The organism is Gilvimarinus sp. DA14 (assembly GCF_024204685.1).
In the GTDB taxonomy this organism is placed as follows: Bacteria; Pseudomonadota; Gammaproteobacteria; order Pseudomonadales; family Cellvibrionaceae; genus Gilvimarinus.
This window is the reverse complement of the sequence record NZ_CP100350.1, coordinates 2,810,996-2,825,280: the sequence shown is the minus strand read 5'-3', so window position 1 is coordinate 2,825,280 and position 14,285 is coordinate 2,810,996. Positions and strand designations below refer to the sequence as shown.

Annotated in this window: 12 protein-coding genes; 9 read left to right on the top strand and 3 right to left on the bottom strand. The window is 54.8% G+C overall.

The window, feature by feature from the left end; genetic code table 11:
* Position 1: 1 nt before the first annotated feature.
* From NHM04_RS12400 to NHM04_RS12390, 3 genes are all read right to left on the bottom strand, one after another.
* Complete coding sequence (locus tag NHM04_RS12400; RefSeq protein WP_254264102.1) at positions 2 to 1,708, bottom strand: ShlB/FhaC/HecB family hemolysin secretion/activation protein; 1,707 nt, start codon at positions 1,706 to 1,708, stop codon at positions 2 to 4.
* A gap of 292 nt (positions 1,709 to 2,000) precedes the next feature.
* Complete coding sequence (locus NHM04_RS12395; RefSeq protein WP_254264101.1) at positions 2,001 to 3,146, bottom strand: PilT/PilU family type 4a pilus ATPase; 1,146 nt, start codon at positions 3,144 to 3,146, stop codon at positions 2,001 to 2,003.
* 88 nt (positions 3,147 to 3,234) lie between these two features.
* Positions 3,235 to 4,269, bottom strand: coding sequence for a type IV pilus twitching motility protein PilT (locus NHM04_RS12390; protein ID WP_020210690.1), 1,035 nt, complete (start codon positions 4,267 to 4,269; stop codon positions 3,235 to 3,237).
* Between the two features lie 89 nt (positions 4,270 to 4,358).
* Between NHM04_RS12390 and NHM04_RS12385 the strand changes: the two genes are divergently transcribed.
* The 9 genes from NHM04_RS12385 to NHM04_RS12345 all read left to right on the top strand — a co-directional run bounded on the left by NHM04_RS12385 (position 4,359) and on the right by NHM04_RS12345 (position 14,226).
* Complete coding sequence (locus NHM04_RS12385; RefSeq protein ID WP_254264100.1) at positions 4,359 to 5,081, top strand: YggS family pyridoxal phosphate-dependent enzyme; 723 nt, start codon at positions 4,359 to 4,361, stop codon at positions 5,079 to 5,081.
* Positions 5,078 to 5,896: a pyrroline-5-carboxylate reductase gene (proC, locus tag NHM04_RS12380; protein ID WP_256526535.1), complete on the top strand. Its 819-nt coding sequence runs from the start codon at positions 5,078 to 5,080 to the stop codon at positions 5,894 to 5,896. Before NHM04_RS12385 ends, proC begins: the two co-directional genes overlap by 4 nt.
* Positions 5,897 to 5,916: 20 nt before the next feature.
* Positions 5,917 to 6,507, top strand: coding sequence for a YggT family protein (locus tag NHM04_RS12375; protein ID WP_254264099.1), 591 nt, complete (start codon positions 5,917 to 5,919; stop codon positions 6,505 to 6,507).
* Between the two features lie 164 nt (positions 6,508 to 6,671).
* Positions 6,672 to 8,669: a dynamin family protein gene (locus tag NHM04_RS12370; RefSeq protein ID WP_254264098.1), complete on the top strand. Its 1,998-nt coding sequence runs from the start codon at positions 6,672 to 6,674 to the stop codon at positions 8,667 to 8,669.
* 101 nt (positions 8,670 to 8,770) lie between these two features.
* Positions 8,771 to 9,916, top strand: coding sequence for a homoserine O-acetyltransferase (locus NHM04_RS12365; protein ID WP_254264097.1), 1,146 nt, complete (start codon positions 8,771 to 8,773; stop codon positions 9,914 to 9,916).
* A 2-nt stretch (positions 9,917 to 9,918) separates the two neighbouring features.
* Positions 9,919 to 10,506, top strand: coding sequence for a methionine biosynthesis protein MetW (gene metW / locus NHM04_RS12360; protein WP_254264096.1), 588 nt, complete (start codon positions 9,919 to 9,921; stop codon positions 10,504 to 10,506).
* 28 nt (positions 10,507 to 10,534) lie between these two features.
* Complete coding sequence (locus NHM04_RS12355; protein ID WP_254264095.1) at positions 10,535 to 11,029, top strand: DUF4426 domain-containing protein; 495 nt, start codon at positions 10,535 to 10,537, stop codon at positions 11,027 to 11,029.
* Positions 11,029 to 11,619: an RdgB/HAM1 family non-canonical purine NTP pyrophosphatase gene (rdgB, locus tag NHM04_RS12350; RefSeq protein ID WP_254264094.1), complete on the top strand. Its 591-nt coding sequence runs from the start codon at positions 11,029 to 11,031 to the stop codon at positions 11,617 to 11,619. The genes NHM04_RS12355 and rdgB overlap by 1 nt, the downstream gene beginning before the upstream one ends.
* A gap of 228 nt (positions 11,620 to 11,847) precedes the next feature.
* Positions 11,848 to 14,226, top strand: coding sequence for a TonB-dependent receptor domain-containing protein (locus NHM04_RS12345; RefSeq protein WP_254264093.1), 2,379 nt, complete (start codon positions 11,848 to 11,850; stop codon positions 14,224 to 14,226).
* Positions 14,227 to 14,285: the final 59 nt, after the last annotated feature.

Genomic DNA, 14,285 nt, shown 5'->3' with positions numbered 1-14,285 from the left:
GCTAAAAGTACAACTGCGCTGATGCGTAAAAGCCGTAATCTTGAGCGTTTAAATACTCGGGGCTTTGCAGGGAGTGTGCGTAGGTTAAATTGATACCAAGGCGTCGACTGGCCAGCGCCGCACTGATAACGGCACCCGCCATCCACTCGCGGCCTTGCTCGGGAAATTCGGGCGTGTCGCTGTTGCCGACATCCAACGCCAGGGAAACATTTAACGAAGCGTTAACGGGCAACTCAAACTGATGGCCCAGCTGGTTACGCCAGTAACCACCGCTGTAGCCGACGATACTGGCGTTTTCAATGCCACGCACGGTGTATTGCCCACCGAGAGACAAAGCCTCGGAGGCGATAACATCATCAGGGGTGTAATAGAGTGACAGATTGCTTTGATAGCTAAACGGAACTTCTTGTAACGAAAACCCCGTTGAATAGTTGGCGTTTACAGAGAACTTGTCGAACTGAAAATCGTCTTCGGCGCTAACGACTTTTGTTTTTGCATCCAGCCAATCGCCACTGCGCGTCCAAACGCCTTCCAATCGCGCAACGGCGCCTTGGATATAACGGGTGTATTTAAGCCCTAACTCAGTCAGGTAAAGCACCCGAGAGGAGGTATCCAGATATACATCCTCTAAATAGTTGCGACTAACTTTACGGTTGAAAGACAACAACAGCGCCAGTTTATCGGCCTGCCCTCGGCGCAGCATGTAGTCTGCACCCAGCGACTGCCCCTCGGATGAACCGCTGGTCGTAAAGTCCACCACCGCGCCGGAAACTTTTTGCTGATAATCAAACTGGTTGGCATTGAGCCGCAGCAACAAGTTGCCTAAAGGCATACTGTAAGCGAGGGCATAGCTGCTTGATTCAGCATCGGGCGGGGCATCCACCGACTGGCTGAAGGTTAAATACAGGTTATCACTCGAGCCTGTGGGGTTATCCCAAGAGACAAACAGGTTCGCTAAATATTCGCCAGTGGCTTCACTACCACTGTTATTCACACCGGCACCACCGCTGAGGCGGCGAGTTTGAGTATTGTCAACTTCCACCACGGTCGAGCCGCGCTGCTCACCCGGCAGTAATTCCATCGTCGCGGTGTTCTGACGCAGACGATTAATATTCTCCAGCCCCTGCTCTAAATCCCGCAGGTTGAGCAGCTCACCATCGGCAACCGGAAAAGCCCAATAGAGCTGGCGCTCAGTTAACGCGCCCTTTTTAACTTGCAACGATTGCAGGCGGCCCTCAACGACTAGAATATCCAGCACACCGTCGCGTATTCCCTGAGGCTGCACATAGGCTTTGCTGGTGACATAGCCGCTGTTTAAATACAGGTTGCTGATGGCTCTGACTATCTTTTGTAGCCCGGCCATGCCCAAACACTGGTTTGTAAAGGGAGCCGTTAGCTCATCTATTTTGGCGCTGGAGTACCGCGTTACCCCTGATACTTCAATTGCGTGAATATCAAAGCACTGCTGGCTGTCTTGATTAAACAGTGGTTCCTGCTCGGCTGGTTGCTGCAGAAAAATGTCGGACTGAGGAAGGTTACGCTGAAGCTCGTCCTCGCGACGAAGCTCATCATCTTTTATACGTTGTTCATTATTGCGGATGGCGTCGTTCAAAGGATTGGCAAAAGCGTTAGTTGCCGCACCGACGACCACCAATACTCGTATTACCCGACAGACAACTGATATGACGTTAGAAGAATGTTTAACCACAGACACAATCCCTGTATCGGCTCAACTTAACGACCGATTTAATACTTTTTATGATAACCAGGGTGTCAGCTTATTATGAAATAAATCACAGTTAAACGAGAGATCACGCGCCACAGATCATTTTGTGACCCATTTCACAGACCAAAAAACAGACAACGTTGTCCTTTCAGCACTAGCCGCCCGCAGGCCGACAAACACAGGCTAAGTCGATATCGAGGATTTATGGAGAAGACTTTAAGATGAGCACAAGAAACCAGAGCACTCAAGTGAGCGCTCTTGTAATGATGCCTGGTTAAAACATCCGTCCGCCGCGGCCTGTATCTTCCTCTTCAATGGAGAGGCTGTCGGCAGCGTTGGACAGATAGGTTGCGTCGGTTTCGGAGCCGAGCTTAATCATCAGGCGCAAGTCATTGGGCGAGTCGGCGTGGGCGAGTGCGTCTTCGTAGGTGATTTCGCCGCTGTCGTACAGGTTGTACAGCGCCTGGTCGAAGGTCTGCATGCCCAGCTCGGTGGATTTTTTCATTAGCTCTTTTAGCTCACCCACTTCACCTTTGCGAATTAAGTCAGACATTAACGGCGTATTGAGCAGCACTTCCAAACAAGCGCGGCGGCCTTTGCCATCTGGCGTGGGTATTAGTTGCTGCGCCACAATGCCTCTGAGGTTAAGGGATAAGTCCATCCACAACTGGCGGTGACGGTCGGCAGGGAAAAAGTGAATAATCCGGTCCAGCGCCTGGTTGGCGTTGTTAGCGTGCAAGGTGCATAAGCACAGGTGGCCGGTTTCGGCGAAGGCGATGGCGTGCTCCATGGTTTCGCGCGAGCGCACCTCGCCAATCAAAATAACATCCGGCGCCTGGCGCAAGGTATTTTTTAGCGCGACTTCAAAGGAGTCGGTATCAATGCCCACCTCGCGCTGGGTAATAATACAGCCTTCATGCTGGTGGATAAATTCAATTGGGTCTTCGATAGAAATAATATGCCCTTTTGAATTGCGATTGCGATGGCCAATCATCGACGCCAGCGAGGTGGATTTACCGGTACCCGTTGCGCCCACAAACATCACCAGGCCGCGCTTGGTCATGGCCAGCTCTTTAATCACCTCAGGCAAATGCAGGTCATCAATTTTGGGAATTTTGGTTTCGATCCGGCGCAGCACCATGCCCGCCAAGTTGCGCTGATAAAAAGCACTGGCACGAAAACGACCAATGCCCCGCGCACTGATGGCAAAGTTGAGTTCTTTTGCCTCCAGAAATTCCCGGCGCTGCTTTTCATTCATAACCGACAACACCAACTCGCGCGCTTTTTCCGGCGCCAGTGGTGTGGCGGTGGCAGGAACTACTTTACCGTGTAATTTGATTGACGGTGGCACACCGGCGGTAATAAATAAGTCCGATGCCCCCTTATCCACCATCAACTGCAGTAGACGATCAAAATCCATAATATCACCCAGCTATTGTCGTTATGCGGTTAGGCCGCTTTATTGTCCTCGCGCAGTTTTTGCGTTCTGCGTTCTGCGTTCTGCGTTCTTAAAAATTCTCTGGCATCTTGGCTTTTTCGCGCGCTACTTCGCGAGAGATAACGCGCTTGGCCACCAGATCTTCCAGGCACTGATCCATGGTTTGCATACCTACAGAGGCACCGGTTTGAATGGCCGAATACATCTGCGCGACTTTGTCTTCGCGAATCAGGTTACGAATGGCCGGTGTGCCGCGCATAATTTCGTGGGCCGCGACCCGGCCGCCGCCATTTTTCTTCATGAGTGTTTGCGAGATTACTGCCTGCAGCGATTCCGACAACATGGAGCGCACCATGGCTTTTTCATTGGCCGGGAATACATCCACCACCCGGTCAATGGTTTTGGCGGCGCTGGTGGTGTGCAAGGTGCCGAATACCAAGTGGCCGGTTTCGGCGGCAGTCAGCGCCAGGCGAATGGTTTCCAAATCACGCATCTCACCTACCAGAATAATGTCCGGGTCTTCCCGCAGTGCCGAGCGCAGGGCTTCGGCAAAGCCGTGGGTATCGCGGTGCACTTCACGCTGGTTGACCAGGCACTTTTTCGATTCGTGCACAAATTCGATGGGGTCTTCGATGGTCAGTACGTGTTCGTATTTGTTGTCGTTGATGTAGTCCATCATGGCGGCAAGGGTGGTGGATTTACCCGAGCCCGTGGGGCCGGTGACCAGTACCAAACCGCGCGGTACCGCGCAGATATCGCGAAACACCTGGCCCATGCCCAGCTCTTCCATGGTGAGTACTTTAGAGGGAATGGTACGGAACACCGCGCCGGCGCCGCGGTTTTGGTTAAAGGCGTTTACCCGGAAGCGGGCCACACCCGGCACTTCAAAAGAGAAGTCGGTTTCCAGGAACTCTTCGTAGTCCTTGCGCTGCTTGTCATTCATGATCTCGTAGATCAAACTATGCACCTGTTTGTGGTCCATAGGGGGCAGGTTAATCCGCCGTACATCCCCATCTACCCGAATCATGGGCGGCAAACCGGCCGAAAGGTGCAAGTCTGAAGCGCCCTGTTTGGCGCTAAAGGCGAGGAGCTCCGTAATATCCATACAGCTAAACCCTTACTCTATTTGTCAATTTTTTTGATTGCAGTGAGCGCCCGAAGGCCGCTTCACGCAGGGCAACATTCGGAAGTCAGATGCACAAGATAGACGAGAAGCTCGCCAATGTCACCGCCCGATTACAGCGCGCCGCCGATTCCGCCGGGCGCGATGAAGCCGACATTACCCTAATCGCCGTCAGCAAAACCCAAAGCGCCGCGCGCATTCGCGAGGCCTATGAGTGTGGGCTGCGTCGCTTTGGTGAAAATTATCTGCAAGAGGCGCTGGAAAAACAAACCGAGCTTGCGGACCTGAGCGACATTGAGTGGCATTTTATCGGCCCCATTCAATCCAACAAAACCCGCGCGGTGGCCGAGCACTTTGCCTGGGCGCAGAGCGTAGACCGGTTAAAAATCGCCCAGCGTTTATCCGATCAGCGCCCCTCATCGTTACCGCCGTTAAATATTTGCCTGCAGGTGAATATTGATAACGAGCAAAGCAAATCCGGCACCAGCTTGTCAGAGCTGCCTGAATTTGCCAGGCAATGTGCGTCACTGCCCAATATTACGCTGCGCGGCCTGATGGCCATTCCAGCAAAAGCCGATACCCCGGAGGCGCAGCGCGGCGCCTTCACTCGTATGCACACCGCCCTAAATGAGTTAAAGCAAAGTCTTGGCGGCGACCACCCAAACGCGCCTCTGGATACTTTATCTATGGGTATGTCCGCCGATTTGGAAACCGCCGTCGACTGCGGCACCACCATGGTGCGTATCGGCACAGACCTGTTTGGTCCCCGCACCTATAAAGAGGATACACAGTGATTGTTAAGAAACTCGCCTTTATCGGCGCCGGCAATATGGCCGGCGCCATTATCAAAGGTCTGATTGAGGGCGGCTATCCCGCCGAGCAGATTCGCGCCACCACCCGCAGCGCCGAATCCGCCGCTACCGCAACTGCCAACCTGGGTATAGAGGTCGGCACTGATAATCAGGCCACCTGCCAATGGGCCGATGTGGTGGTGCTGGCGGTCAAGCCGCAAATGCTGAAAGCCACTTGTGCCGAGCTCTCCCCCGCTTTAGATAAGCAGTTGATGATGTCGGTCGCCGCCGGAATCGACACCGCAACGCTAAGCCAGTGGCTTGGTAAAGACCTCGCCATAGTGCGCAGCATGCCCAACACGCCGTCGCAAGTGGGTGTGGGTGCCAGCGGGTTGTTCGCCAATAGCAAGGCGAGCGCAGAAGACCGCGACTTTGCCAGCCAAGTGGCCGAGGCGACCGGACTTAGCATTTGGGTAGATAATGAAGCCTTGATTCACGCAGTAACGGCGGTGTCGGGCTCGGGCCCGGCCTACTACTTCCTGTTTATGGAAGCGATGATCGAGGCGGGTAAATCGCTGGGGCTGGACGAGGACAGCGCCCGCGCACTAACCTTGCAAACCGCTTTAGGCGCGGCAAGCCTTGCCAATAAAGTGGATGTACCCGTGGATCAGCTGAAGCGCAATGTGATGTCACCCGGCGGCACCACCGAGCGCGCCATCCACACTTTTGAAGACGGCCAGCTGCGCCAACTGGTGCAAAAAGCCATGAACGAGTGCGCCGCGCGCTCCGAATCTCTGGGCCGTGAGCTCAGCCAGTAGCAGGTAACCGAGGAGTTTTAATGAATACCCTGCAAGAAATGCTTATTTATCTGATCCGCACCATCGGCTCGTTGTACATGCTGATTATTCTGCTGCGCTTTTTACTTCAGCTAGTGCGCGCCGACTTCTATAACCCTATCTCTCAGGGCATCAGCAAAGCGACCAACCCGTTGCTGCTGCCACTGCGGCGGGTTATTCCCGGCTTTTACGGTATTGATGTGGCCTCGCTGGTGCTGGCGTTACTGCTGCAATGGGTGGCCGGCCAGCTTATTTACCTGGTCGCCGGCGGCGGGCTGCTCAACCCGCTACTGATACTGCCCATGGGCGTGGTGGGTATTTTAAAGATGCTGGTGCAAATTTATTTTGTCGGCATGATTGTCTATATCATCGCCAGCTGGGTGGCACCGTTTAGCAACAACCCCGCCCTGGTGCTGCTGCGCCAATTGATTGAGCCGGTAATGGCGCCCATTCGCAAAGTGATTCCGCCGCTGGGGCCCATCGACCTGTCGCCGATATTCTTGTTTTTGATTCTCAACCTGTGCAATCAGTTTTTGATTCCCGCCATCGCACAGGCTCTGGGCTTTCGGGGAATTCTTCTGTTAGGGTTTTAACCCCGCTTTAACCTCCACCCCGGGTTTACCGACCCGGGCGGGCTGACCGCTCACCGACCACTGTGCCCCTTTTATCCAACCCGCTGCCAGGCCGCTGGCGCAATGCTTAAATTTGCGCTTTAATGGCGGATCAAGCAACAAAAACACGGGAATGTGCGGCAGACATGGATATAAAAGCACTGCATCGCCAAATGGCGCAATACAATACCTGGAAGCGCGGCTTAGACCAGCGCCTGGGATCCTTTAGTCAGTGGAGCGAAGCTCACCAATTGGTCACCGCCGACGCCATGCGCTATTTGCAGCGCACGCGCGCATTGATTGATGGCGACCACTTCACCATCGCCTGCGTGGGCGAGTTCTCGCGCGGCAAAACCGAGCTGATTAACGCCCTGCTGTTTAGCGAACACACCGGCCGCCTACTGCCCTCGCAGCCGGGGCGCACCACCATGTGCCCCACGGAAATATTCTGGGACCCAGCTCAACCGCGTAACTGCGTGCGCCTGCTGCCCATCGAAACCCGCCGCAGCGCCGCCAGCATGCAGAGCTTTAAGCGCATTCCGCAAAACTGGTTCACCATTGAGTTCGACCCCGAGCAGCACGACTCCATCGCCCACGCCATTGGCCAGGTATCAGCCAACAAAAAAGTCAGCCGCGCCGAGGCCGAGCGCCTGGGCTTTGACCTGACAACCTTAACCATCGATAAAGCCACCGGCCTGGTAGAAATACCCACCTGGCGCCACGCGTTAATCAATCTTGACCACCCGCTGCTGCGCGAGGGGTTGCGAATTGTCGACACCCCCGGGCTGAATGCTCTGGGCAATGAGCCCGAGCTAACCTTAAAAACCCTGCCCGAAGCCCAGGCCATTCTGTTTTTACTGGCCGCCGACAGTGGCGTTAGCGCCAGTGACATGACCATCTGGCGCGATCATATACAAAACCTGCGCGACAGCAATGGCACCGAAGTACTGGCGCTGTTGAACAAAATCGACTCGCTGTGGGATGAACTAACCCCGCCGGAACAGGTAGCCGCTAATATCGAACGGGTGCGGGTGGAGACCGCCCACCTGTTGGAAATGCCCAGCGAACATGTGTTGCCTATATCGGCCAAGCAGGCACTGGTGGGCAAAACCCGTAACCGCAGCAGTGCTTTGCTGCGCAGCAATTTTCCGCAGTTAGAGCAGCGCCTGGGTGAGTGTATTCTGCGCTCGCAGCAAAATATTATGCACCACCGCCTGGTGCGCAACAGCCAGGATATGATCGGTAATACCTACCAGAGCCTGTGCCGCCAGGTGATTGCAAACGAAACCGAACTGGCCAGCCTGCGCGAGGCCCACGACGAATCCGCGGAGGCGGAAATTACCCGCCAGCGCGAACGCATCCGCGCAGCGCACCACCGCTATCACAAGCAGTCACTGTCGCTGCGCACCAGCCAAAGGCTGCTGAACCACCAAAAAGTGTCGCTGCAAGCGCCCATCGCCGACGACAAACTGCAACGCATGATCGACGAGGCCTATCAGAATATGGCCGACAGCTGGACCACCGTGGGTCTGTCGCGAGCCATTGGCAGCTTTTTTGAGGATGTGGATATCTGCATTAACCAGCTGCTGCGCGAAGTGGAGCGCGCCAACAAGGTACTAACCAGCATTTACGAGCGCCCCGAGCACGGCCTGGAAGCTTCCATCGCGCGCAAACATCAACTTAACATCACCGCCGAAAGGCGCAAACTGCGCAGCCTGGAATCCAGCGCCGAGCGCCTGCGCCACTCGTTTAACAGCGTGATGGCTCCCAAAAAGACACTGATTAATCGCTTTGTCGCCACCTTGGTTAAAGAAGTCAAAGAGCTTTTCTTTGGCCTGCAGATGTCTATCTACCACTGGCTGGAAGACGCCCTGACTCCACTGGTGCACCACAACCAGCACCAAAAGCAGTTGTTGGAACACCAAATGATGCGCTTGGGCGAAATGCGCAGCAAAACCCTGGGCCACAGTGAGCAGCTCAGTGCGCTGGAAAAAAGCCTCGCGCAACTGGTTCAGGCCCGCGACGAGCTAGAGCCTCTGCTGCATGCAGACAACAACCGCACAGCACCGCCACTGGCTACCAACACCGCCCCCACAGCCAAAGTAGTGCCGCTGCACAGCGCGCGGCAACAGGTGCAGATGTAGCCAAAAGCCGGGCCCCGCCGCACGCGCTACTTGCAGGGGCACAGGCACAACTTTAGACTTGCGCTTTTGTCTGCCATCAGCGGCCCGGAACCTACATCAGCATGACTCAAGCTTTCCCTGCGGACTCCGTGGGCTTGGTCACCCCCCAAGCCTTCACTTTTAGCGAGCCTTTAACCCTCGCCTGCGGCCGCACTCTCAGCGATTACCAGCTTATGGTAGAAACCTACGGCGAACTCAATGCCAGCAAATCCAATGCGGTGTTGATTTGCCACGCGCTGTCCGGCGATCACCACGCGGCGGGGTACCACAGTGCCAAGGATCGCAAACCCGGCTGGTGGAACGGTTATATCGGCCCGGGTAAAGCCATCGACACCAACAAGTTTTTTGTCGTCTCGCTGAATAACCTGGGCGGCTGCAGTGGCTCCACTGGCCCCTGCAGCATCAACCCCGAGACAAACACCGTCTGGGGCGCCGACTTTCCCAAGCTAAGGGTACGCGACTGGGTGCATTCCCAGGCCCGCCTGGCCGACGCCCTGGGCATCAGCCAGTGGGCCGCGGTGGTGGGTGGAAGCCTGGGCGGCATGCAGGCCATGCGCTGGGCGCTGGAGTACCCGGAGCGTTTGCGCCACTGCGTGGTGATCGCCTCAGCGATGAAATTAAGCGCGCAGAATATCGCGTTTAACGAAACCGCCCGTCAGGCGATTATGAGCGATCCGCATTTTCACGACGGCGACTACCTGAGCCACAACACCTACCCTAAAAGTGGGTTGTCAGTGGCGCGGATGATCGGCCACATCACCTATTTGTCCGATCATGTGATGGGAGAAAAATTCGGCCGCGAATTGCGCAGCGGCAGCTTTGAGCAAGGCCTGGATGATTTAGTAGAGTTTCAGGTAGAGAGCTATTTGCGCTACCAGGGCGATACCTTTTCCGAGCGCTTTGACGCCAACACCTATATTTTAATGACTCGCGCGCTGGATTATTTTGACTTGGCCCGCGAATACAATGACGATCCAGCCGTGGCCTTTCGCCGCGCCAGCTGCGACTTTTTTGTCGCCTCGTTTTCTACCGACTGGCGTTTTCCGGTTGAGCGCTCGCGGGAGATTGTCGATGCCTTAATTTCCGCACAGAAAAATGTCAGCTACGCCGAGGTCGACTCGCCCTATGGTCACGATGCCTTCTTGCTGCCCAACGAGCACTACCGCGAATCTTTCAGCCGCTACATGGCCGGCATTACCACGGAGTAACCATGCGCTTCGATTTTAACCAGCTACTCACCTGGATTGCCCCCGAAAGTCGCGTACTGGATTTAGCCTGTGGCGACGGCAGCTTACTGGCGCTGCTGAGCGAAAAAAAGCAGGTGCAGGGCTACGGCCTGGAAATTGACCCACAGCAAATTCAAACCTGCATCACTCGCGGCGTGAATGTGATTAACCAAAACCTGGAGCACGGCCTGGGTAACTTCGAAGACAACAGCTTCGATACCGTACTCATGACACAGGCCCTACAGACTATGCGCTATCCGCACATAGTGCTGGATGAAATGCTGCGCGTGGGTAAAGAATGCATTATTACCTTTCCCAACTTCGGCCACTGGAAGGCGCGCTATCATCTGGCCATTAAAGGCCGCATGCCGGTATCCGACCTGCTACCCTACGAGTGGTACGACACCCCCAACATTCACTTTTGTACCTTCACAGACTTTGAAGTCTTGTGTCGCGAAAAGCATATCAATGTGCTGCATCGCCAGGTAGTGAATCAACAATCAGCCCAGTGGTTGGGGAATTTATCACCCAACTTATTTGGCGAGACGGCGATTTACCATCTGAGTAAATAGCTATTAACGACTTACCACGGAGACGCACATGAATCTGCGCCACTTTCCCCGCTTGGCTTGTGTCATTTTATTGCTGAGCAGCAGCTTAGCTTGGGCACAAAAAGAAATCCCCAGTGCGCGCGAGCTGGACGAATCCGAACGCAGCAAAACCTTTGGCAGCTACACCGTACATTTCAGCGTTTTTAACAGCGCTTTTGTACCACCGGCGGTAGCGGAGATTTACCAAATTAACCGCGCCCGCAATCAGGTTTTGGTAAATATTAGTGTCACCCAAAGCAAAGACGGCAAAACCAGTTTGGGCCTGCCGGCCAAAGTTTCGGGCACCGCAAAAAATTTAATTCAACAAATGCAGACGCTGGATTTTCAAACCATTAGCGAGGGGGAGGCCACCTACTATATCGCCCCGCTCAAACACACCAATGAAGAAGTGTATAACTTTGCTATCCAGGTCATACCCGAGCAAAGTGGCACACCGCTCGAGGTAAGATTTTCGCGCAAACTCTATGTCCAAGAGGCCGAGTAATGATTCAGCAAGTGGTATTGGCAAGCTCTAACCCGGGTAAGTTAAAAGAGTTTCAGCAACTGCTGGCCGGGGTGGGCTTTGAGGTATTACCCCAATCGCATTTCCAGGTAACGGACGCCGAAGAAACCGGCCTGAGCTTTGTGGAAAACGCCATACTCAAAGCGCGCAACGCCTGCCTGGCTACCGGCCTGCCCGCCCTAGCGGATGACTCGGGGATTGAAGTTGACTATCTAAACGGCCAACCCGGCATTTATTCGGCGCGCTACTCTGGTACCCAGGCCACCAATGAAAGTAACAATGCCAAACTTCTTGAGGCCCTAAAAGGCGTGCCCAGCGAAAATCGTGGGGCGCGCTATCAATGCGTGCTGGTGTTTATGCGCCACAGCGAAGACCCAACGCCCCTTATTTGTCAGGGCAGCTGGGAGGGCAGTATTCTCGAAGCCCCCGCGGGTGACGGCGGCTTTGGCTATGACCCACTGTTCTTTGTTCCCGAACACAATTGCGCCGCCGCCGAGCTTAGTAAAGATGAGAAAGGCCGTATCAGTCACCGAGCCAAAGCCCTAAAAGCTCTACTGGCACAACTACAGTAACCGTCTCCCCTCTCCAGCGGCCACAAGCAATGGCCGCTGCCCGCACCTGGCATCCGCCGCAACCTCCCTATCCCCGATTCACCCGCCAAAGTTATCCACAGAAAAATCGCAAAAACCGCGTAGACCCACTCTCAAGAAACAGTTATTTACATTTTCGCTTGAAAATCTCACACAAATGTGAATAATTCTCGACCTCATTATTAAAACGATTAATTGGGGATATTAGTTTTGGCTATTCATCAATACCGGTTCAGCGGTTTAATCGGACTGAGCACATCGACTTTACTGGCACTATCGGCACAGGCAGAACCAAGCAAAGAGCCGAAAGTCACCGAAGAAATCGTAGTGACAGCCTCGGGTTTCGAGCAAAAAATCACCGACGCACCGGCCAGTATTTCGGTGATTGATCAAGGGGAAATTCTCACCCGGCCCCACGTCAATCTGCTTGATATGTTGAAGTACCAGGAAGGTATTGATATCGGCACCACCCGCGATAAAACCGGCCAAGGCAGTGTGAGCATGCGCGGCTTGACCGGCGAGTACACCCTGTATTTGATTGATGGCAAACGCCAGAATAACCACGGCGACATTTACCCCAACAACTTCGGCGGCAATGCTTTTGGCCATATGCCGCCGGCCGAGGCCATCGAGCGTATCGAAGTGATTCGCGGCCCAGCCTCTACCCTGTACGGCGCCGATGCCATGGGCGGGGTTATTAATATCATCACCAAAAAAGTGACCGACCGCTGGCACGGCACCTTAAACCTGGCCGGCACCATTCAAGAGAATGACGATTTTGGCAACGACGGCCAGGTGGACTTCTCCGCCTCCGGCCCTTTAATTGCCAACACGCTGGCGCTGGGTGTACGCGGTAGCTACTATGAATCCGAAGCCTCTTCCCCCCAGTTTGAACCCGCGGTTGACCCCAATGGCACCGTGCATGTGCGCAGCCTGGGTTTTGGCAGCGGCGGGCGCACCGTAGACAGCGAAAAGCAGGAATACGGCGTCAGCTTGACCTATACCCCCAATCAAAATAACACCCTGCGTTTTGACTACGACTTTTCCGAGCAGGTTTACGACAACACGCCCTTTACCAACCCGGACAATGGCGAGCTGTCCTACCCACTAGGCACCAAAGACAACATTGAAGCGCTGTGGCAGGCGCGCGGCGGCCAGGTTAACCCCCGCGCAGGCTATGCTGCGGATCAGGAATTTAATCGCGAATGGTGGTCCCTGAGCCACGACGCCACCTGGGGCTTCGGCACCAGCTATCTCTCTTTGTCTTACGTGGACACTCAGAACGACGGCCGCACCCTGCCACTGACTGTCGCCGAACGTTTGCAGTTACAAGAGATGTACGACGGCGTGGGTGAATACGCCGGAATGAGCGAAGACGAACGCCGCGATCTGGCCGAAGATACCTTCCTACCACGCCCCGATCGCCCACTGGACAGCAGCCAGTACACCCTGGACGCCCGCGTGGATATTCCGCTTGAGGCCATGGGCAGTCACATGCTGGTGATTGGCGGCCAGGTAATTGACGGTGAGCTGGAAGACGGCGTGTTCGGCATGGAAAGCGGCAACCCGGGTGCGGTACAAGAGCAAAAAATGTACTCGCTGTTTGTCGAAGACAGCTGGACCCCGATAACCCCCTTCACCGTTACCGCCGGGGTACGCTACGACGAACACGATGTGTTTGGCAGCCAGGTGTCGCCGCGACTTTACGGTGTGTACACCATCAGTGACAGCTGGACCGTAAAAGGTGGTGTGGCTACCGGGTATAAAACCCCACAAACCACCGATCTGTATGACGGTATCACCGGCTTTGGCGGTCAGGGTACTTCGCCGTTCGCGGGCAACCCCGAGCTGGAACCAGAAACCAGTGTTAACAGCGAAATCGCACTCTACTGGACCAGCATGAACGGCCATAACTTCAATGCAACCTACTTCAACACTCAGTTTGAAGACAAGATTGCACGCGGCGACACCATCTACAGCTGTGAAACCACCGGAGGTCAACGCCCCTGTGTAAACCTGGGTGCCTATGACGCCCTGGGCTATGACACCTACAGCCAAAAAATTAATATCGACAAAGTCGACATTCAGGGTGTAGAAATTGCCGGCCGCTACCTGATCAGCGATAACTGGTCGGTTAACGCCAACTACACCTGGACCGACAGCGAGCAGAAAAGCGGCCCCCAGGAAGGTCAACCGCTGACCAACACGGCCGAGCATATGGCCAATGCCTCACTGGATTGGGCCATTTTGCCCAGCGTTACCATGACCTTGCAGGCAGAGCTGCGCTCGGATCGCTATCGCAGCTGGGATAACGTGCTGGACAAGCCGGTGTACTACAAAAACTACGACTTGTACCACTTGGGCCTGAACTGGCAAATTACCGACAACATCACCCTGTACGGCCGCGTTAACAATCTGCTGGATGAAGACTTTACCTCTTACACCACAGACTTTGTCGACCTGGACGGCGACGGTGTTTACACCCTGGCCACCGGCCGCGGCGCGGTGAGCGAAGTGATTTTTACCGACGATTACAACATCAAAGACGCCGGTCGCAATTACTGGCTGAGTTTACAGATGAGTTTTTAATCTCTGCACTTGGGCAGGCCCCGAAAGCGGGCCTGCCCAACTTCTTCCTCTGCTTCTGG

Excerpts from the sequence above, each read along its gene's own strand:
- NHM04_RS12375 (WP_254264099.1), top strand. The coding sequence starts at position 5,917 with ATGAATACCCTGCAAGAAATGCTTATTTATCTGATCCGCACCATCGGC.
- NHM04_RS12395 (WP_254264101.1), bottom strand. The coding sequence starts at position 3,146 with ATGGATTTTGATCGTCTACTGCAGTTGATGGTGGATAAGGGGGCATCG.
- NHM04_RS12355 (WP_254264095.1), top strand. The coding sequence starts at position 10,535 with ATGAATCTGCGCCACTTTCCCCGCTTGGCTTGTGTCATTTTATTGCTG.
- NHM04_RS12370 (WP_254264098.1), top strand. The coding sequence starts at position 6,672 with ATGGATATAAAAGCACTGCATCGCCAAATGGCGCAATACAATACCTGG.
- NHM04_RS12385 (WP_254264100.1), top strand. The coding sequence starts at position 4,359 with ATGCACAAGATAGACGAGAAGCTCGCCAATGTCACCGCCCGATTACAG.
- rdgB (WP_254264094.1), top strand. The coding sequence starts at position 11,029 with ATGATTCAGCAAGTGGTATTGGCAAGCTCTAACCCGGGTAAGTTAAAA.
- NHM04_RS12390 (WP_020210690.1), bottom strand. The coding sequence starts at position 4,269 with ATGGATATTACGGAGCTCCTCGCCTTTAGCGCCAAACAGGGCGCTTCA.
- NHM04_RS12365 (WP_254264097.1), top strand. The coding sequence starts at position 8,771 with ATGACTCAAGCTTTCCCTGCGGACTCCGTGGGCTTGGTCACCCCCCAA.
- metW (WP_254264096.1), top strand. The coding sequence starts at position 9,919 with ATGCGCTTCGATTTTAACCAGCTACTCACCTGGATTGCCCCCGAAAGT.